Below are 15921 nucleotides of genomic sequence, written 5' to 3'. Positions count from 1 at the left end.
CCCGCGGGGAAGGCTCAGAGGTCGATCGCGTACGCCTTGCGCAGCGTCTCGTGCACCGTCCACCTCGTACGGTCACCCTCGCGCAGGACCGCCATGTCGCCGGGGCCGACGTGCAGTGTGGGACCGCCCTCGACCTCGATGGTCGCCGACCCGCTGATCACCACGAACACCTCGTCCGCCTCGGTGTCCGTGACGACGCCGGGAGTGATCTGCCAGACCCCACGGATCCGGCGGCCGTCCGCCGACTCCCAGACCACCTTCCCGCTGACCTCGGGCGTCCCGGAGACGATCTGCTCCGGGTCGAGCGGCTCCGGCGTGAGCTCGGCGTCGGGGATGTTCAGGGCGAAGGTGTGAGTCATGCGGCGAACCTAACCGGGCGGGAGGGCGCCCGGGCCCCGACAGTGTGTGGGGGATCGGCGGGCGCGCGCGGACACTTCGTCGGGACGAGGGGACGAGGGGACGAGGGGACGAGGGGACGAGGGGACGAGGGGACGAGGGGACGAGGGGACGAGGGGACGAGGGGACGAGGGGACGAGGGGACGAGGGGGGAGGGGAACGGAGAGGGCGAAGGGCGAAACACGGAGGGGGAAGGGCGCAGTGGCGGTGGTGGGCGGCTCGGGTGATCGTTGAGGGGACCGTCTCCGCACGCCCGCGAAGAGAGCAGCACATGGCGCACACCACCGCGCCGGTCCCCGAGCGGTCCGCGCACGACACCCGGTCCCTCCTGCTCTTCGGCGGTGTCTACGGCGCCGTCCTGGCCAGTGCCATGGTGGCCGCGCTCTCCACGTACGGCCACACCTCCCCGGCGAGCCGCCGCTACGATGCTCTCTGGCTGCTGGTGACCGCGTTCGCCTCCGCCCTGGCGCACGGCTACGCCCACTACATCGCCGAGCGCCATCCGCAGCGCCGTTGGGAGGCGCTGCGCGCCCTGACCGACGAGTGGCCGCTGGTGGTGGCCGTCCTGCCCACCGTCCTGATCCTCGCCGGTGCCGGCTGGGGCTGGTGGCCGACACAGGACGTCGAGTACGCGGCCTTCGCCCTCAACATCGCCATGCTGTTCGCCCTGGGCCTGGTCACCGCCCGGTGGGCCGGGCGCCGCTGGCGCGTCGCCGTGGGCATCGGCGCGGGGGACGCGCTGCTCGGGCTGGTCGTGGTGGTGGCCAACGCGATCATCAAGTAGCCGTACCCGGCCCGTCACCACGGTCGCCCCGGGACCGCACCGGGAAGGCCCCCGCACTCGTGGCGCGGGTCAGCGTTCCTGCTCCGAGTCGCTGTCCAGTCCGGTGCACGCCAGTTGCCCGGAGACCTCGCCGCACGCCTCCACACCGCGGGCGGAGGTCACCGAGAGCATGGGGCTCGTGTAACCCCGCACGTCGTCGGCGGAGTACGTGGCCGAGAGCGCGTCCTCACCCGCCCGCACGGACACCTCCCGGGCGACCGCGCCGCGCACGCGTACCTCGGACCAGGCGACGCCGCAGGAGGGCGAGTACCGCAGCCGCACGGTGTAGCTGACGTCGGTGACGGTGCTCTCGGTCCGCGCGTCCCCCGCGCAGACCGAGGCGCCGGGCAACTCCCCCTGGCAGGACCCCCCGTGGCAGCGCTGCGAGGTCATCACGACCCGTGTGCCCGGCGCACCGGACCGGGAGGACGTGGCGAGGGCGGCGGCGACGACGGCGGCGATCGCGGTCAGCAGGGTGAGGGCCGGCAGCAGGAGCCGTCGCAGGCGCCCGGGTGCCGAGACCTGTCCCGCAGGTGCGGCCGGCGGCTCGCCGGCGGCCTCCCACAGGGCCAGCGCCGGTTCCGGATCGGCGCCCGCGAGCCCGGCGAGCGCCTCCACGGCCGAGCGGGGCGGGTGTTTGGCCCCGGTCAGATAGCGGTGCCAGGCCGACTTGCTGTAGGGAGTGCGTGCGGCCAGGGCCGCAAGGCTCAGACCCGTACGCTCCCGCAGCTCGCGCAGGGTCGCCGCCAGCGGCCCGCTCGACGGTGCCGCTCCTTGGGGCTGCTGCCACATGACGCGTCTCCCGACTCCGCTCCCGCTTTGGGCGTTTCGCCCCGGTTGTCGGAATGGATTCCCTGGTTCGGGGCGCCCCCACACCTGCGGGAGGTATGAGGAAGGTGAGCCGGCGGCGGCGTACGTGACGCGGGCCCGTACGCGAACGCCTGGTTCGCGTACAGGCCCGGGCGGACGTCAGGACATGCGGAGCCGACGACGCGTCAGCACCACGGGACGGCGGCGCGCACCCGCACGTAGCGGGCCGAGACGTAGCCCCGGACGTGCGTGAGCCGGTACCACTGCCGGGTCCCGCGCACCCAGGAGCCGTACGTACGGCACTTGAGTGTCACCAGGTGGTTGGCGTGCCGGACGCCGATCACCCGGTAGCCGGTGCCGGGACCGGAGCGGACGTTCAGCGCGAAGTGGCGCGTGGTCACGCGTCCGAGCGGGTGGACCGAACGACGGTGTGCTGCCCGCGGCTTGGTGTGACGCAGGTGCCGGACCGGGCGCATCTGGTGCGCGTGGTGCGCGGAGCGGCCGGAGTGGTACACCGCCGGTGCCTGCGGGACGGCGGCGGTGAGCAGCGAGGGGAGCAGGTGCGGCGCGACCGCCGCCGCGGCGGGCCGCTGGGCGGGTCCGCCCTGGGCGGCGTCGGCCGCCGTGGGTACGAGCGCGAGCACCGCGACCGTGGCCAGCAGGCCACTGGTGAGGGTCCGTCGGATCATGGAAGCCTCCGGGCTGTCGTTCCTGTGATCACGCGTCGTGATCACACGTCGCCCAGCGTTTCCGTGCCACCCGCCGGTGATGCCGTCCCCGCGTCCCGGGGACGCCGGGGACGTCCCCGGGAACGCCCGCCCGTACGCCGGGCCCCGGCTCATCCGGCCCTTGGCGGACTGGTGTTCCACCGTTCCACCGTTTTGCCGATGCTGATGCCGGTGAACGTGCGTGCGACATGGCAGAAGATGCACCCCGCGGGACGCGCGGTGCCGTACCGGCGGTGGCACGCGCGGCGAACGGGGTACCCGTGCCGCCGAAGGTGTGGAGTGAACTGGCGGACTCCACCGCGAGGTTGGCGCTCGCCCCGTCCAACCGGCGCCGTCGGTCCGAGCGCACCGTCGTGCGCCGCCGGCTGTCGGAGGGGGACGGCCGGCGGCGCATCTGCCGGATCCGCTGCGGCCGGGGAAGCGGCCGGCCGCCTCGTCGGGAGGCAGCGGAGATGGCGTAGGCGGCCTACGGTGTCCAAGGTGGCCACCGAACTGGCCCGAGGCCGGCGCGAACGGCGGCTCCGGGACGCCGGCGGCGGCACATCGGCCGAGCCGAGCCGGCCGCCCACGTGCGGTAGGGTTTACCTGCGCGTTCACGCGGTCCGCCGCACGAACGCACCGGGACGTGGCGCAGCTTGGTAGCGCACTTGACTGGGGGTCAAGGGGTCGCAGGTTCAAATCCTGTCGTCCCGACCGGGATGTCGAAAACAGCCGACGATCAGGGGCGCTCTCGGGAGCGCCCCTGACGCATGGGTGCGGTGACGGCCCCGCAGCAGGCGCTGCGGGGCCGTCGTCGTCCGGTCAGGCGCTGGCCGTCGCGCACTGGCCGCGGTCGGCCTTCATCGGTCCGCCCGCGGTGGGCCGGACGTCGAAGTCGAACATGGCCGTGGGCACGTACAGCGAGCAGCAGGCATTGGGAATGTCGACGATGCCGCTGATACGTCCCTCTATGGGCGAGGAGCCGAGCAGCAGGTAGGCCTGCTCTCCGCTGTAACCGAACTTCTTGAAGTACTCGACCGCGTTGAGGCAGGCCCGGCGGTAGGCCAGCGTCGCGTCCAGGTAGTAGTTCGTGTCCGTGTCGTGGTCGACGGAGATCCCGATGAAGGTGATGAACTCCGAGTACCTCGGCTCGACGTTGCCCGGAATGAACACGGGGTTGGTGGAGATGCCGTACGTCTCCATGCCGCCCTTGATCAGGTCGACGTGGAAGTCGATGAAGCCGCCCATCTCGATGGCGCCGCAGAACGTGATCTCTCCGTCGCCCTGGCTGAAGTGCAGGTCGCCTCCGGAGAGCTTGCCGTCCTTGACGTGTACGGGGTAGTAGACCCGCGATCCGCGGGTGAAGTTCTTGATGTCGTGGTTGCCTCCGTTCTCGCGGGCCGGCACCGTGCGTGCGCCTTCCTCGCCGATGCGCCGCGCGAGGTCTCCGGTGGCCGTGCCTGCGAGTGCGTTGGTCGCGTCCGGCGGTACGGCGAGCGGCGGGACCCGGTTCGGATCCGTCTCGATCAGCGCCTTCTCGCGCGCGTTCCAGCGGGCGAGCATCTCTTCGGAGGGGGCGGTTCCGAAGAGCCCGGGGTGGGTTATTCCGGTGAAGCGGATCCCGGGAAGGTGGCGGGAGACCGCCTGCTGGCCGTGGAAGTCCCATATCGCCTTGTAGGCGTCCGGGAAGTAGTCGGTCAGGAAGCCTCCGCCGTTGGCCTTGGCGAAGATGCCGGTGTAGCCCCAGCCCTGGCCCGCCGCGTCCCCGGTCTGCTGCGGCACGGGGCCGAGGTCGAGGATGTCGACGACGAGCAGGTCGCCGGGTTCGGCGCCCTCCACGCCTATCGGGCCGCTGAGCATGTGGGGGATGGTCAGGTCGATGTCACGGACGTCGTTGGCGGTGTCGTTGTTGCCGACCTGGCAGTCGGTCCAGTCACGGCACTCCACGCGGAACTCCGATCCCGGCCGCACCATGGCGACGGAAGGAATGTCCGGGTGCCACCTGTTGTGGCCGGGAACGTCCTGCTCACGCATCGACTTGGAGTGGTCCACGGTGAAGAGAACTTCGGGCATGACAGTTCCTCATTTCTGATCCGGATTTCTGATCCGGTCACGTTGGTGCGCCGACGCTTCCGGCCTCCGGGGTGGAGGGGGCCGGAAGCCGCGACTTCCGGGTGAGCGGCCACAGCGCCCCGAAGACCACCACGCCGAAGACCGCCAGTGCGATGGCGGTCTCGTCGGGGTGCGTCCAGTAGCCGGAGAGCAGCAGAAAGGCGGGAATCACGCCCGTGACCCAGCCTTCGATCGCCGTGACCCAGCCCGTATAGGTGGTGAGGCTGTCCATCTTGAGCCCAAGTAGCAAGAAGAACAGGAACCACAGGAATGCCCAGTAGAGCCAGATGACTCCGAACGGGTAATCCTTGACGAGATGGAAATTGACGAACGAGAATCCCAGGGCCGTAATCGCCACAAAGAGCGAGTAATAGCCGACCCCAGTGGTGTCGAGTACTGCGAGGAGGCCGATACCTACATAGAGATAGGTGAAGCCGAACAGATAGATACCGGAAGCCGCCAGGATCTTCTTGGGATCACCGGCGGCAACGAAGATGAGGTAGGTCGGAGTCAGTACCTGGAGTGCACCCACGAAAAGGTTGAACACCGCTCCTGACCGGGCGTCGACCTTGCCCAGGAGCAGCAACCCGTTGAGAAAGAGCACCGCACCGACGAAGAGCAGTCCCACGTTTCCCACGGGGACGCACCTCCTAAAGTCCGCGTGGGGGCGAAAATGATTCCCCGCACCGCAACGGGAACGACGTCCGCGTCCCGGCGTCGAGACCCGCATGAGACGTTCTGCCTGGTCCACCACCGCCCTCAGGGACGCGGCAACCGCGAGAGCGCGGGGTGCACTTGCTGTCGCACCCGCCCTCTGCGGGGCGGCACTTCGGAGACCACTGCCGGGGCCTCGCGGGACTGCTCCTCGCGGGCACGAAGGGCGGCTGACGCCTTCGGCGTCTGCGCGAGAGCCGGCGAGGAGTACACCCGTCGCGCGGCGCCTGCGCAGACCGGGCAACCATAATCCTTGGGTGCCGTTCCGATCGCCAGCTTCACCTCGAAAGGCCCGCAACGGTCGCATAGATATTCGTAGGTCGCCATCTGCAGCCTCCGGTTGCCGGTGGACGCCGGCCAACCCCGAGTGTGTGCGGCCCGCCCTCTGATTAAGGGCATACCGCAGCGTTTTTCCTCCCTTCCAGGAGACGTCCGGTAAATCGACGTGTCAAGTCGGGGAGGAGCCGGCCTGCCGCTTATTCAGAGCGAGCCGGGGGCGGCCCCCGCAGCCACTGCCCACGGGCCCGCCGTGCGGCTGGGTGCGCCCTGCGGCACGTCTTTTCCGCCGGTCCTTTCTTGCACAGGTGGACCAGCTCGTTACGGAATGTGGAGAGCGTCGTATGCCGCTCGCATGGCCGCCAAGCCGCCACGCAATCCGGCCCGGTAATTGTGCGGCCGGCCCGGCGCACGGGAGGCGCGTCGAGGTCCGCCGGAAGCGGCCGGCGGTGCGGTGAGGTCTGTTCGCACCGCTGATTGAAGCCTGAGTGAAGGACGCACTCGTCTTGTCCTGCGGGCCCCGCCACGGTCTCGGCGCAACTCGTGTCCGGCCCAGGGTTTAGGCTGGATTTCATACCTGGAGCGGCCGGATGACAGGGCTCCTGGGCGGTGCCCGACCGACCGTCGTTCGTGCGTGTCGAGGGCAGGGGCTGTCCCGCGAGGCACATGTGTGGCGGCGTGTGGAACGAGACGACGTGAGTGAGCAGCCCGCGCAGGATTCTGTGACCACGGCAACGGCGGAAAGTGCCGCTGTGGAAGAGGCGCGCCGACGCCGGGACGCCCGCCGCAGGACCCTGCGTGTGCTCACCGTGGTCGCCGCCGGCGGGGTGATCGGCGCCTGCGCCCGGTATGCGGCCACGTTGCTGTGGCCAACGGGCAAAGCGGCGTTCCCCTGGACGATACTGAGCGTGAACGCCGTGGGATGCCTGGTCATCGGCGCGTTCATGGTCGCGATCACCGAGGGGTGGACCGCGAACCCGTTGCTGCGCCCGTTCTTCGGCACCGGGGTCCTCGGTGGCTTCACGACCTTCTCCACCTACTGCGCCGACATCGAGCGTCTGGTGCGGGAGGGCAGGGCCGGCGTCGCTCTGGTCTACCTTGTGGCGACCGTGGTCGTCGCGATGGTCGCGGTGAAGATCGGCGTGGTCGGCGCCCGCCGGGTGGTCCTGGCAACGAGGGGATCGAAATGAGACTCAATGGACGCGCGCTGCGCATGACGATCTTCGTCGACGACACCGACACCTGGCACCACAAGCCCCTGTTCACGGAGATCGTGCACCGCGCTCACGAGGCGGGGCTGGCCGGGGCGACGGTGTTCCGCGGCGTGGAGGGATTCGGAGCGTCTTCCGTCGTGCACACGACACGGCTGCTGTCCATGGCCGACGACCTGCCGACGTCGGTCGTCATCGTCGACGAGGAGGAACGGATCCGCGCCTTCCTGCCGCAGCTCGAGGAGCTGGGCATCGAGGGCCTGGTCACCGTGCAGGAGGTCGAAGTGGTCCACTACAAGGGCCGGGAAGCCGCGAACCCATGAAGTTCCTGCTCGTGGCAGCCGGTGGCGCCGTCGGTGCCGCCCTGCGGTACCTCATCGACCGGACGGTCCAGGCCCGCCACGACACCACCTTTCCGTGGGGCACTTTCGCCGTCAACGTCACCGGGTCGATGATCCTCGGCATGCTGACCGGGGCGGCCCTGGCCGCCGCTTCCCCGCAGGATGTGCAGCTGCTCCTGGGCACCGGCCTGTGCGGTGCCCTGACCACGTACTCCACCTTCTCCTACGAGACCCTGTCTCTGGCCGAGGCCGGAGCGCGGTTCCTCGCGGCGGTCAACGTGATCGCCTCGGTCGTCGCCGGACTGGGGGCCCTTTTCGTCGGCCTGGCCCTCGCACAGGCGGTGTTCGGATAGCCGGGCAGGCGGCACTCGGCCGCGCAGGACTAACGGCCGGCCCTGGGCCGCGCAAGACCGCCGGGCCGCGCAAGACCGCCTGAAGTGCTGTCAGGCGGTAGCGCCGCCCTGGGCCTGCCGTGATTGCGTCCATTGCATGACGTCGACGTCTTCCACGATCACGAGTCCTTCGTCGATCATTTGCCGCAGTCCCGGCAGGAAGCGGCGGACGCGTTCCTCGTCGTCGACGATCACGATGGCCAGCGGAAGATCCTGTTTGATCGACAGCAACCGGAAACCGTGGATCACCGAGGAGGCACCGAATCCCTCGACGCCGCGGAACACCGTCGCTCCCGCCAGCCCGGCCTCGTGGGCGCGGTGCACGATCTCCGCGGACAGCGGCCTGTGATTCCAGGTGCTGGATTCCTCAATGAAGATCGTCAGTTGCAGGGCTTTCTCGCTTCTCATGCCGTGACCCTCCTACTCGCGCGGGCCTTACGACGGGCCGAGAGACGACTTCACGAGTAGGGACTGTTGGCGGCACCGAATGCCGCGGTTCGGGTACGGCGAGCCCCACCGCCGCGTGACCTTCTCCGCCGGATGACGGCCCGGTCACTCACCTATCAGGGTACCGCTGATCAACGCAGGGAGGAACAAAAGAAGCCGGGGCACGGGAAATCGGCAGGAGATTCGGCGGAGTGCCCTCGGCGTAAGGGGGTACTCCGCCTTCCGGTATGCCGTACCAGCTGCGAGTCCGCCCCCAGCGGTGAGTCCGTGCTTCCTGTGAGCCGACTCACCCGATATCTACTGGACTGGTGCCCCCCGCACCTTTTAGCGTCCTTGAATAGGTTGATTTTTCCTTATGCGGAGGCACCGGCGCCGCGCATAATGTTTGACAAAAAACCAGGCGAACGCCGGGAAGGTGGATCAGTGAGCAGCATGGACGCCGTATGGGTGCGTGGCGTGAACGGCATTCAGATGCATCACGTGACCGACCTCCAGGATGCCGGCAGGTTTTTGGGCAACGCCGTGATGGCGCTGCGCGCCGCACACGTGAGGACCGGGGCCGACCGCTACACCAGCATCGCCGCCGAGCTCAAGGGCCTGGTGCAACGTGTGCGGGAGCTGGAGGACGAGGCTCGCTCCAGCATGCACGACCTGCACTCCAACGACCCGGAGCGCTTCGCACGGTGCCGGGACGGTCACGAGCCGTGGCCCGGTGAGATCCCGGCGGGATTCATCCCGCGCCACACCTGCAAGGACGAGTGCCTCTACCACGACAGGGACGTGCTCGACGCCATCATGCAGTGCACCTGCGGCCGGCCGCCGTGCCGGGCGTGCGAGATCGGCGGGAAGCTCTGACCGGCGCGGGCCCACGCCCGCGATGAACGGGAGCCCGCTCCGGGCGGGACGTGGGTCACGTACCGCACTGTGGGTGTCACACTCCGGCCCCCCTGCCCCTGCCCTTCGGTGTCGCCGACACCGAAGGACCAAGGACGCACTCAGGAGACCCGGCCGCCGCAGGACCGCGGCGGCCGGGCGCAGCTCAGGCACCTGACGCCGGAGCCGCGCCCGCGCGGACGGGCACCCGTGGGGCCGGCCGCTACACCGCCAGCCAGGCCGCGTGGTCCGGTGCGAGCAGGCCGTCCCGGACCGGGCCGCTCGACAGGAGCACCGCGGTGTGATCGGGCAGCCGGTACGCGTCGGGGGAGAGGTTGACCACGCAGACGAATCCGGGTTCGCGGCGCAGCGCCAGCACCCCCTCGGGTGCGCCGAGCCAGGTGAGGGTGCCGTCGCCGAGCGCCGGGTGCGCGCGGCGCAGGCGCAGGGCGTCGCGGTAGAGCTCCAGCATCGACGTCTCGTCCCCGGTCTGCGCCGCCACGCTGAGCGCGCCCCAGTCCGCGGGCTGCGGCAGCCAGGGCGCGGCGGAGCCTTCGGGGCCGAAGCCGTACGGTGCCGCCGTGCCGGACCAGGGCAGGGGCACGCGGCAGCCGTCGCGGCCCCGGTCGGTGTGCCCGGACCGCTCCCAGACCGGGTCCTGGAGCACCTCCTCGGGCAGGTCCTCGACCTCCGGGAGGCCGAGCTCCTCGCCCTGGTAGACATAGGCGCCGCCGGGCAGCGCGAGCATCAGCAGCGCGGCCGCGCGGGCCCGCCGGGTGCCGAGGGCCAGGTCCGCCGGACCTTCCGGCCGGTAGGGCTCGTTGGCCACCCACTTCCTGACCGTACGACGGCCGTAGCGGCTGGGATGGCGCATGACGTCGTGGTTGGACAGCACCCAGGTGGCCGGTGCGCCCACCGCGCCCAGCATGGCGAGTGAGTCGTCGATGACCGAGCGCAGCTCCTTGGCATTCCAGCTCGCCATCAGGAAGTCGAAGTTGAAGGCGGTGTGCAGACCGTCCCGGCGGACGTAGGCCGCGAGCCGCTCGGGCGTGTCCGCCCAGGCCTCGGCGACGAACGACCGCTCGCCGGGGAACTCGTCGGCCACCTTGCGCCAGGCGCGGTAGATGTCGTGCACCTCGTCACGGTCCCAGTGCGGGTGGTCGGTGTGCTGCCGGGGCTGCTCGCCCACCGGCTCCCGGGAGCTGAGCGGACCCAGCACCGCGGGCTCCTGGCGGGGCGGCAGGTCGGGCAGTTCGGGGTGCTTGACGAGGCCGTGGGCCACGTCGATGCGGAACCCGTCGACGCCCCGGCTGAACCAGAACCGCAGGACCGACTCGAACTCCTCGCGCACCTCGGGGTGTTGCCAGTTGAGGTCGGGCTGCTGGGGCGCGAACAGGTGCAGGTACCACTCGCCGTCGGGCAGCCGGGTCCAGGCCGGTCCGCCGAAGCAGGAGACCCAGTCGTTGGGCGGTTCGGCACCGCCGGGCCCGCGGCCGGGCCGGAAGACGTAGCGCTCGCGTTCCGGGCTGCCGGGCCCGGCGGCCAGCGCCGCCCGGAACCAGGCGTGCTGGTCGGAGGTGTGGTTGGGCACGATGTCGGGGATGACGCGGAGCCCGTGCGCGTGCGCCTCCTCGATGAGTTGCTCGGCCTCGGCGAGCGTGCCGAACAGCGGGTCGATCTCGCGGTAGTCGGCCACGTCGTACCCGTGGTCCGCCATCGGTGACTTGTACCACGGGTTGATCCAGACGGCGTCCACGCCGAGCGACGCCAGATACGGCAGGCGGGAGCGGAGCCCGGCGATGTCGCCGACGCCGTCGCCGTTGCCGTCGGCGAAACTGCGGATGTAGACCTGGTAGATGACGGCGCTGCGCCACCACGGTGCGGTACGTGACATGGGTTTCGGTCGGCCCTTCGAGTCGACGGGACAGTGCGGTGTCTACTTCGCCGCGCCGGCGGTGAGCCCGGCGACGATACGGCGCTGGAAGAGCAGCACCATGACCACCAGCGGGACGGTGACCAGGACGCCGGCCGCCATCTGGCTGCCGAACGGCGTCTCGAACTGGGTGGCGCCGGAGAACTTGGAGATGGCGACCGGCGCGGTCTGCATGGAGGGCTTGTTCGTCATCGACAGGGCGATGAGGAACTCGTTCCAGGCGGCGATGAAGGTGATGATCGCGGTGGTGAAGATGCCCGGCGCGGCGAGCGGGACGATGACCTTGCGGAAGGCCTGACCGCGGGTGCAGCCGTCGATCATGGCGGCGTGCTCCAGCTCTTCGGGCAGCTGCCGGAAGAACGTGGTCAGGTTCCACACCGCCAGCGGCAGCGCGAAGGACATGCTCGGCACGATCATGGCCTGGTAGGTGTTGATCCAGCCGATGTCCGTGAACAGCTTCAGCAGCGGGACCACGATCGACACCACCGGGAACATCGAGGTGGCGATGATCAGCGTCAGGATCAGCCGCTTGCCCCGGAACTCCAGCCGGGCCATCGCGTAGGCGGTGAACGTGGCCAGCAGCAGTGCCAGTGCGGTGGTGACACCGGCGACGACGAGGCTGTTGAGCAGCGCTCGCGTGAACCCCTGGGACGGGTCGAACACCGCCCGGTAGTTCTCGAACGACACGGGGGAGGGGAACAGCGAGGTGTCGAAGATGTCCGAGGTGCGCCGCAGGCTGGAGACCAGCATCCAGTAGAACGGGGCCAGGCAGTAGGCCACCACCGCGGCCACCCCGGCGTACAGCAGGCCCTGGCGCCACTTCGCGGTGAGGGTCATGCCGTCACCCCCGCCCGGCGCGGCACGACGAGCCGTCGGCGCGCGCTGCGGCCCGGCCGCCCGCCGCCGCGGTCGCCCACGAGATCGGTGCCCAGCAGCCGCACGAAGGCGAGCGCGATGAGCAGGACGTAGAGGAAGAGGAGCACCGCGTAGGCGGAGGCCGGCCCGAAACGGACGTTGGAGGCCTCGTTCTGCGCGAGCATGGACAGGGTCTCCACGGAGTTCTTCTGCGCGCCGATCAGGATGTACGGCAGGTCGAACATCCGCAGCGCGTCCAGGCACCGGAAGAGCACGGCCACCAGCAGCGCGGGTTTCACCAGGGGCAGCGTGATGTGCCAGAACCGGCCCGGTGCGCTCGCCCCGTCGATACGGGCCGCCTCGTACACCTCGTTCGGGATCACCTGCAGGCCGGCCAGGACCAGCAGTCCGATGAAGGGGGCGGTCTTCCACACCTCGGCGACCACGACCGCGACCTTGGCGTGGAAACCCTCGGTGGTCCACAGGATCTGGTGGCCGAGGAGCGCGTTGGCGACGCCGTCGCTGTTGAAGATCCACCGCCACAGCAGGCCGGAGATGGCGGTGGGCACCGCCCAGGGGACGAGGATGCCGGCCCGCACCAGGGCCCGGCCCCGGAACGCCTTGTGCATGATCAGCGCCATCGCGACACCGATCACGGTCTCAAGGCCCACCGTGACGACGGTGAAGAACGTGGTGTTCCAGAAGGCGTTCCAGAAACGGTCCCCGGCCGCGCCGAGGACGTCGGCGTAGTTGGTCAGCCCGACGAACGGTTCGGTGGTGCTGATGAAGCCGGTCTTCGGGTCCAGTCCCTTCGGCCCGTACAGCGACTCCTTCAGCGCCATGAGGGTCGGATACAGCACGACGATCGTCAGCACCAGGAGCGTGGGCGACACCAGCAGCGCCGCCATCCGCCCCGAGCCCGCCGTGGCCCGGGCCCGCGTGCGACGCCGGCCGGCCGGCGCGGACGCCCGCGCGGCGGCGCTGCCGGGGGGCCGCGCAGTGGTTCCGGGCGGGATCTTCGTATCGGCCATGGACCCGCTCCTCACTGCGCCGTGGACTTCTGCAGTTCCGCCTGCAGGTCCTTCAACGCCTGGGCGCTGCTCTTGCCACCGGTCAGGGCGGCGTACGCCTCCCGCTGGATCGCCGATGTCACGTCGCCGTACTGCACGACCCGTGGACGCGGCACGGCCCGCAGGATCGACTGCTTGAGGACGGGCAGGTACGGATACTGCTTGACCAGAGAGGGGTCCTCGTACAGGCCCGCGTACGGCGGGGCGAGGGAGGCGTCCTTGAGGAAGGTGCTCGCGCTGTCCGCACCGCTGAAGAACCTCATGAAGTCCAGGGCCGTGGCCTTGTTCCTGGCGAAGGACGAAAGGGCGAGGTTGTGGCCGCCCAGGCTGGAGGAGCCGGGCCCGTCGAGGCCGGGCAGCGGTGCGATCCCGAACTTCCCCGCGACCTCGCTCTTCTGGGCCAGGGAGTACATGTACGGCCAGTTGCGCAGGAAGACGACCTTGCCGGCCTGGAAGGCCTGGCGGCTGTCCTCCTCCTGGTAGGTGACGGCCTCCTTCGGGATCGTCCCGTCCTTGACGGAGCCGGCGAGGAAGTCCAGGCCCTTCTTCGCCTCGGGGGTGTCGACGTCCGGCCGGCCGTTCGCGTCGGTGACGACGCCGCCCGCGGAGTTCACGGCCTCGGCGAAGTTCACCGTGAGGCCTTCGTACTTCTGCAGCTGCCCCGCGTAACAGGAGGCGTTCTGGGCCTCGGGCAGCTTCTTCACCTCGGCGCAGTCCGCCGTCATCTGCGCCCAGGTGGTGGGGGGCGTGGTGATGCCCGCCTTCTTCAGCAGGTCCTTGCGGTAGTACAGCAGGCCGCCGTCGGAACTGGCCGGGGCCGCGTACAGCCCGCCCCGGTACCGCGCCGTCTCCACCACCGGCTTCAGCATCTTGCCCAGCGGGAACTGCTGCTCGGGCAGGCGGTCGATCCACTGGTGGGCGGCGAACTCCGACGTCCACACGACGTCGAGGGAGAGCACCGTGTAGGCGTCGGACTTCGTCTCCGCGTTCTGGATCATCTGTTGCCGCTGCGAGTCCGCGTCCGTCGGCAGCTGGATGAAGGTGACCTTCTCCTTGGGGTGCAGCTGGTTCCAGCGGTCGATCACTTTCTGGACTACGCCGGAGCTGTCCTTGCCGGCCACGTACGTGATCGGGCCACGGCCCTGGAACGACGCGTTCTGGGCTTGCTTCCCGGCGTCGCTGCCGCCGGACGAGCCGCAGGCGGTGAGCAGGAGTCCGGCGGCGACGAGTGTCGCCGAGCACTGCAGGGCTCTGCTGGTCGTGGTCTTCACTGTCTCTCTCCTGGTCGTGCGGAACCGAAGGCGGGGCGACCGCCCCGAGACTGTGCTGTCACGGTCTTGCACACAGGGAAAGTGCAGGTCAGAGCCGTACGTGCCGATTTGGTGAGGCTGACTTCGGCGCCGCCGTGACAACGCTTGCACGCTAGGAGTGCACCTGAGGTAAGTCAATCGGTAACTTGTCGGTAGCTCGAACAGAACTAGGTGTTGTGCGCAGCTTTTTCATGGGCAGACAGGGGCGTATAGCCCCACATGGGTCGCGTGACAGCGCTGTCACATCGAGCCTGGCGCGGACCTCGATCTGTGCTAACTTCCGCTCATGGCACCCGCTCCACGGCACCCCACGATGGCCGACGTCGCCGAACGGGCAGGCGTCTCCGCGTCCACCGTCTCGCGCACCCTGCGTGGCCTGACCACCGTCTCGCCCGAGGTCCGCGCCCGGGTCGAACAGGCCGCCCGCGAACTCGACTTCGCGGTCTCGCGGCAGGCCGCGAGCCTCGTCACCGGCAGGACGGGCGTGGTGGCGGTGCTCGTGCCCACGCTCAACTCCTGGTTCATGGGCTCGGCGCTCAACTCCCTGGGTCCGCTGCTGCGCGCGGCCGGCATGGAGCTGAACGTCTACGTCATCCCGGACATGACCGAGCGCACCTCGTTCTTCGAACGGCTCCCGGCCCGGCGCAACGCCGACGCGCTGCTGGTGTTCGGCTTCGACCTCACCGACGAGGAGACCGCACGGCTGGACCACCTCGGGATGCCGGTCATCTACGTCAGCCAGCACGCCCACGGCCGGCCGAGCGTGTACGTCGACGACGTGGCCGGAGCCGTGAAGGCCACCCGCCACCTGCTTCACCTCGGACACCGCCGGATCGCCTTCGCCCCGACCGTGGGGGCCAGCGGCTTCAGCTTCAGCTCACGCGCCCGGCTGCACGGCTACCGGCAGGCGCTCACCGAGGCGGGCATCCCGCCGGACGACGACCTGGTGATCACGATGGCCTTCGAGGACAAGCGGGGCCTCGTGGAGGGCGTCGGACACCTGCTGAGTCTGCGTCAGCCGCCGACCGCCGTCTTCGCCGAACAGGACGAACTGGCCGTCGCCGTCATCCACACCCTGCGCGCGGCACGGATCCAGGTGCCCGAGCAGATGTCCGTCATCGGTTTCGACGACCACCAGGTGGCCGAGTGGTTCGATCTGTCCACCGTGGCCCAGTCGCCGTCGGACATGGGCCGTGAGGCCGGGGAACTGGCCCTCGAACTCCTCAACGAGCCCGAGGGCGACCAGACGCGGCGGCACATCGTGCTGCCCACGCGCCTGATCCCGCGGGCCACCACCGCCGCGCCGTCCCTGCCCCAGGGCGAGGGGGCGTCCGAGTCCTGAGACCACGCACCCGTCCACGCCTCAAGACGAGTGCGACGGCTGGCGTACGCCCCCTTGACTGCGCATCGAGGCGGACCGACACTCCAGTGAAGAATCCCAGTGAACAGGTAGGGAAGCATGGGGTGCCTTGAGCCGGTCACCAGCCGAGTGAGCCGTACGCCTGCGCCCTCGCCCCTTCTCACCTCCCGTCGGCACATCGATCTGCTGCGGGTCTGCAGCGCGATCAGCCCCCTCGGCTGAGCGCGCCCACCCGGTGCCCGGGCCGGACCGGCGGCATCACCGCGGATGCCGTCGCGGCCGGCGCACAGC

General features: G+C 69.9%; 18 protein-coding genes and 1 tRNA gene. 8 read left to right on the top strand and 11 right to left on the bottom strand.

The genetic code is table 11. The annotated features are described in order from the left end of the window. Window positions 1-14 precede the first annotated feature (14 nt). Window positions 15-359, bottom strand: coding sequence for a cupin domain-containing protein (locus tag AB0A61_RS15775; RefSeq protein WP_361291920.1), 345 nt, complete (start codon window positions 357-359; stop codon window positions 15-17). Window positions 360-667: 308 nt separating this feature from the next. Here AB0A61_RS15775 and AB0A61_RS15770 point away from each other — a divergent pair, with 308 nt between their 5' ends. Beyond that, on the top strand, window positions 668-1180 hold the full coding sequence (locus AB0A61_RS15770) for a hypothetical protein (protein WP_361291918.1): 513 nt from the start codon (window positions 668-670) through the stop codon (window positions 1178-1180). A 69-nt stretch (window positions 1181-1249) separates the two neighbouring features. Here AB0A61_RS15770 and AB0A61_RS15765 read toward each other — a convergent pair whose 3' ends face one another. Together AB0A61_RS15765 and AB0A61_RS15760 are read right to left on the bottom strand one after the other, a co-directional pair. Next, window positions 1250-2011 carry a DUF2690 domain-containing protein gene (locus AB0A61_RS15765; protein WP_361291916.1) on the bottom strand — a complete coding sequence of 254 codons (762 nt, stop codon included), beginning with the start codon at window positions 2009-2011 and terminating at the stop codon, window positions 1250-1252. 203 nt (window positions 2012-2214) lie between these two features. After that, on the bottom strand, window positions 2215-2718 hold the full coding sequence (locus tag AB0A61_RS15760; RefSeq protein WP_361291914.1) for an SH3 domain-containing protein: 504 nt from the start codon (window positions 2716-2718) through the stop codon (window positions 2215-2217). 658 nt (window positions 2719-3376) lie between these two features. Between AB0A61_RS15760 and AB0A61_RS15755 the strand changes: the two genes are divergently transcribed. After that, window positions 3377-3450: transfer RNA gene (locus tag AB0A61_RS15755), tRNA-Pro, on the top strand. A gap of 108 nt (window positions 3451-3558) precedes the next feature. Here the strand turns inward: AB0A61_RS15755 and fmdA are convergent. From fmdA to AB0A61_RS15740, 3 genes are all read right to left on the bottom strand, one after another. Further along, a complete protein-coding gene (gene fmdA / locus AB0A61_RS15750) occupies window positions 3559-4809 on the bottom strand; it encodes a formamidase (protein WP_361291912.1) in 1251 nt (416 codons plus the stop codon). Between the two features lie 37 nt (window positions 4810-4846). After that, complete coding sequence (locus tag AB0A61_RS15745) at window positions 4847-5485, bottom strand: AmiS/UreI family transporter (protein WP_361291910.1); 639 nt, start codon at window positions 5483-5485, stop codon at window positions 4847-4849. A 122-nt stretch (window positions 5486-5607) separates the two neighbouring features. Further along, on the bottom strand, window positions 5608-5889 hold the full coding sequence (locus tag AB0A61_RS15740) for an FmdB family zinc ribbon protein (protein ID WP_361291908.1): 282 nt from the start codon (window positions 5887-5889) through the stop codon (window positions 5608-5610). A gap of 701 nt (window positions 5890-6590) precedes the next feature. Here AB0A61_RS15740 and crcB (AB0A61_RS15735) point away from each other — a divergent pair. Genes crcB (AB0A61_RS15735) through crcB (AB0A61_RS15725) form a run of 3 tightly spaced genes read left to right on the top strand, consistent with a single transcriptional unit; the run spans window position 6591 to window position 7743 of the window. Then, window positions 6591-7028: a fluoride efflux transporter CrcB gene (gene crcB / locus AB0A61_RS15735; RefSeq protein ID WP_361291979.1), complete on the top strand. Its 438-nt coding sequence runs from the start codon at window positions 6591-6593 to the stop codon at window positions 7026-7028. Then, window positions 7025-7372 (top strand): DUF190 domain-containing protein, encoded by a 348-nt coding sequence (locus tag AB0A61_RS15730; RefSeq protein ID WP_361291906.1) that lies wholly within the window; start codon window positions 7025-7027, stop codon window positions 7370-7372. The genes crcB (AB0A61_RS15735) and AB0A61_RS15730 overlap by 4 nt, the downstream gene beginning before the upstream one ends. Further along, window positions 7369-7743 (top strand): fluoride efflux transporter CrcB, encoded by a 375-nt coding sequence (crcB, locus tag AB0A61_RS15725; protein ID WP_361291904.1) that lies wholly within the window; start codon window positions 7369-7371, stop codon window positions 7741-7743. The genes AB0A61_RS15730 and crcB (AB0A61_RS15725) overlap by 4 nt, the downstream gene beginning before the upstream one ends. Before the next feature lie 90 nt (window positions 7744-7833). On the opposite strand, the gene AB0A61_RS15720 is transcribed toward crcB (AB0A61_RS15725), so the two are convergent. Then, entirely contained in the window at window positions 7834-8190 is a 357-nt protein-coding gene (locus tag AB0A61_RS15720) for a DUF190 domain-containing protein (protein ID WP_361291902.1), read from the bottom strand. A gap of 471 nt (window positions 8191-8661) precedes the next feature. Here AB0A61_RS15720 and AB0A61_RS15715 point away from each other — a divergent pair, with 471 nt between their 5' ends. After that, window positions 8662-9084, top strand: a complete 423-nt coding sequence (locus tag AB0A61_RS15715) for a hypothetical protein (RefSeq protein WP_361291977.1) — start codon at window positions 8662-8664, stop codon at window positions 9082-9084. A gap of 241 nt (window positions 9085-9325) precedes the next feature. Here the strand turns inward: AB0A61_RS15715 and AB0A61_RS15710 are convergent, their stop codons facing one another. Genes AB0A61_RS15710 through AB0A61_RS15695 form a run of 4 tightly spaced genes read right to left on the bottom strand, consistent with a single transcriptional unit; the run spans window position 9326 to window position 14231 of the window. Further along, the gene (locus AB0A61_RS15710; protein ID WP_361291900.1) at window positions 9326-10996 is read right to left on the bottom strand and encodes a glycoside hydrolase family 13 protein; all 1671 of its coding nucleotides are present in this window, start codon (window positions 10994-10996) and stop codon (window positions 9326-9328) included. A gap of 42 nt (window positions 10997-11038) precedes the next feature. Beyond that, the gene (locus AB0A61_RS15705) at window positions 11039-11872 is read right to left on the bottom strand and encodes a carbohydrate ABC transporter permease (RefSeq protein ID WP_361291898.1); all 834 of its coding nucleotides are present in this window, start codon (window positions 11870-11872) and stop codon (window positions 11039-11041) included. Beyond that, complete coding sequence (locus AB0A61_RS15700; RefSeq protein ID WP_361291896.1) at window positions 11869-12921, bottom strand: sugar ABC transporter permease; 1053 nt, start codon at window positions 12919-12921, stop codon at window positions 11869-11871. Before AB0A61_RS15700 ends, AB0A61_RS15705 begins: the two co-directional genes overlap by 4 nt. Before the next feature lie 11 nt (window positions 12922-12932). Next, on the bottom strand, window positions 12933-14231 hold the full coding sequence (locus tag AB0A61_RS15695; protein WP_361291894.1) for an ABC transporter substrate-binding protein: 1299 nt from the start codon (window positions 14229-14231) through the stop codon (window positions 12933-12935). A 325-nt stretch (window positions 14232-14556) separates the two neighbouring features. On the opposite strand from AB0A61_RS15695, the gene AB0A61_RS15690 reads away from it, so the two are divergent. Together AB0A61_RS15690 and AB0A61_RS15685 are read left to right on the top strand one after the other, a co-directional pair. Further along, window positions 14557-15612, top strand: a complete 1056-nt coding sequence (locus AB0A61_RS15690; protein ID WP_361291892.1) for a LacI family DNA-binding transcriptional regulator — start codon at window positions 14557-14559, stop codon at window positions 15610-15612. A gap of 117 nt (window positions 15613-15729) precedes the next feature. After that, window positions 15730-15852: a putative leader peptide gene (locus AB0A61_RS15685; RefSeq protein WP_361291890.1), complete on the top strand. Its 123-nt coding sequence runs from the start codon at window positions 15730-15732 to the stop codon at window positions 15850-15852. Window positions 15853-15921: the final 69 nt, after the last annotated feature.

Source organism: Streptomyces sp. NPDC046197 (assembly GCF_040646295.1).
GTDB lineage: Bacteria > Actinomycetota > Actinomycetes > Streptomycetales > Streptomycetaceae > Streptomyces.
Note: the sequence above shows the minus strand (reverse complement) of the source record. Positions and strands in the feature narration are given on the sequence as shown.

Coding starts and splice junctions, on each gene's coding strand:
- crcB (WP_361291904.1), top strand. CDS start 7,369: ATGAAGTTCCTGCTCGTGGCAGCCGGTGGCGCCGTCGGTGCCGCCCTG.
- AB0A61_RS15730 (WP_361291906.1), top strand. CDS start 7,025: ATGAGACTCAATGGACGCGCGCTGCGCATGACGATCTTCGTCGACGAC.
- AB0A61_RS15690 (WP_361291892.1), top strand. CDS start 14,557: ATGGCACCCGCTCCACGGCACCCCACGATGGCCGACGTCGCCGAACGG.
- AB0A61_RS15685 (WP_361291890.1), top strand. CDS start 15,730: ATGGGGTGCCTTGAGCCGGTCACCAGCCGAGTGAGCCGTACGCCTGCG.
- AB0A61_RS15705 (WP_361291898.1), bottom strand. CDS start 11,872: ATGACCCTCACCGCGAAGTGGCGCCAGGGCCTGCTGTACGCCGGGGTG.
- fmdA (WP_361291912.1), bottom strand. CDS start 4,809: ATGCCCGAAGTTCTCTTCACCGTGGACCACTCCAAGTCGATGCGTGAG.
- AB0A61_RS15765 (WP_361291916.1), bottom strand. CDS start 2,011: ATGTGGCAGCAGCCCCAAGGAGCGGCACCGTCGAGCGGGCCGCTGGCG.
- AB0A61_RS15710 (WP_361291900.1), bottom strand. CDS start 10,996: ATGTCACGTACCGCACCGTGGTGGCGCAGCGCCGTCATCTACCAGGTC.
- AB0A61_RS15700 (WP_361291896.1), bottom strand. CDS start 12,921: ATGGCCGATACGAAGATCCCGCCCGGAACCACTGCGCGGCCCCCCGGC.
- AB0A61_RS15770 (WP_361291918.1), top strand. CDS start 668: ATGGCGCACACCACCGCGCCGGTCCCCGAGCGGTCCGCGCACGACACC.
- AB0A61_RS15715 (WP_361291977.1), top strand. CDS start 8,662: ATGGACGCCGTATGGGTGCGTGGCGTGAACGGCATTCAGATGCATCAC.
- AB0A61_RS15760 (WP_361291914.1), bottom strand. CDS start 2,718: ATGATCCGACGGACCCTCACCAGTGGCCTGCTGGCCACGGTCGCGGTG.
- AB0A61_RS15775 (WP_361291920.1), bottom strand. CDS start 359: ATGACTCACACCTTCGCCCTGAACATCCCCGACGCCGAGCTCACGCCG.
- AB0A61_RS15740 (WP_361291908.1), bottom strand. CDS start 5,889: ATGGCGACCTACGAATATCTATGCGACCGTTGCGGGCCTTTCGAGGTG.
- AB0A61_RS15720 (WP_361291902.1), bottom strand. CDS start 8,190: ATGAGAAGCGAGAAAGCCCTGCAACTGACGATCTTCATTGAGGAATCC.